This is a genomic window from Bacillus sp. LR_5 (genome assembly GCF_042709275.1).
In genome coordinates this window covers 1-1,054 of sequence record NZ_JAVAXX010000622.1, presented here as the reverse complement: position 1 = coordinate 1,054, position 1,054 = coordinate 1, and the positions used below count along the sequence as shown (strand labels likewise).

The window sequence follows — 1,054 nt, the reverse complement described above, 5'->3', positions numbered from 1 at the left end:
CTCAGGCTTCAAGTCATACGTTGCAACTTTAGGCGAGTTGATGAGAATACGCTCTTCACCCGGGAATTCAGCTTCACGGCCGCCGCTCATAAAGAACGTGACGTGCGGATACTTTTCAGTTTCTGCAATTCGAAGCTGTTTTAACCCGTGCTGAGATAATACTTCTCCGACTGTGTTATCAAGATTTATCGGTTTAAACGCTACATAGCCGTCAACTGTTTCACTGAAGTGAGTCAGGCAGACGAAATACAGGTTCTTTGGATAATTCTCGCCGCGGTCGAAGTCACGGAAGTCTTTGTTTGTGAACGTGTTGGAAATCTGGATGGCGCGGTCCGGTCTGAAATTATAGAAAATCACAGAATCGCCGTCTTGGATTTTCGCAACAGGCTCACCGTTTTCTTTTGTGATGACAGATGGAATCACGAATTCATCGTAGATACCATTTGCATATGAATCATCAACAACATCCAGGGCGCTGCGGTAAGATGGGCCTTCGCCGTACGCCATTGCGCGGTACGCTTTTTCTACACGGTCCCAGCGTTTGTCGCGGTCCATAGAGTAGTAACGTCCGGAAATGCTGGCGATTTCACCTACACCGATTTCCTTGATTTGATCGTTCAACTGGTTGATGTACGTTTTCGCTGTCTGCGGACCTACATCACGGCCGTCAAGGAAGCCATGGATATAAACCTTTGTCAGCCCTTCTTTTTTCGCAAGCTTTAACAGTGCGAATAAATGGTTGATATGGCTGTGCACGCCTCCGTCAGATAAAAGACCGAACAGGTGCAAGGCTTTGTTGTTTTCTTTCGCGTTGCTGATCGCGTCAAGGAATGTTTGATTGCGTTCGAACTCTCCTTCGCGAATGGCAACATTTACGCGTGTTAAGCTTTGGTACACAATACGTCCCGCACCGATATTTAAGTGACCTACTTCGGAGTTCCCCATTTGCCCTTCAGGAAGACCTACAGCCTCGCCTGAAGCAGTCAATGTTTGATGAGGATACTGGTTCCAATAGCGGTCAAAATTCGGTTTTTTCGCTAAAGCGACTGCGTTC

Annotated in this window: 1 protein-coding gene; it reads right to left on the bottom strand. The window is 47.2% G+C overall.

Annotation, left to right across the window (positions count from 1 at the left end; translation table 11 throughout):
- Positions 1–1,054: 2,3-bisphosphoglycerate-independent phosphoglycerate mutase (gene gpmI / locus RAC86_RS39030; protein ID WP_377886991.1), on the bottom strand; the 1,054-nt coding region annotated here is incomplete at both ends.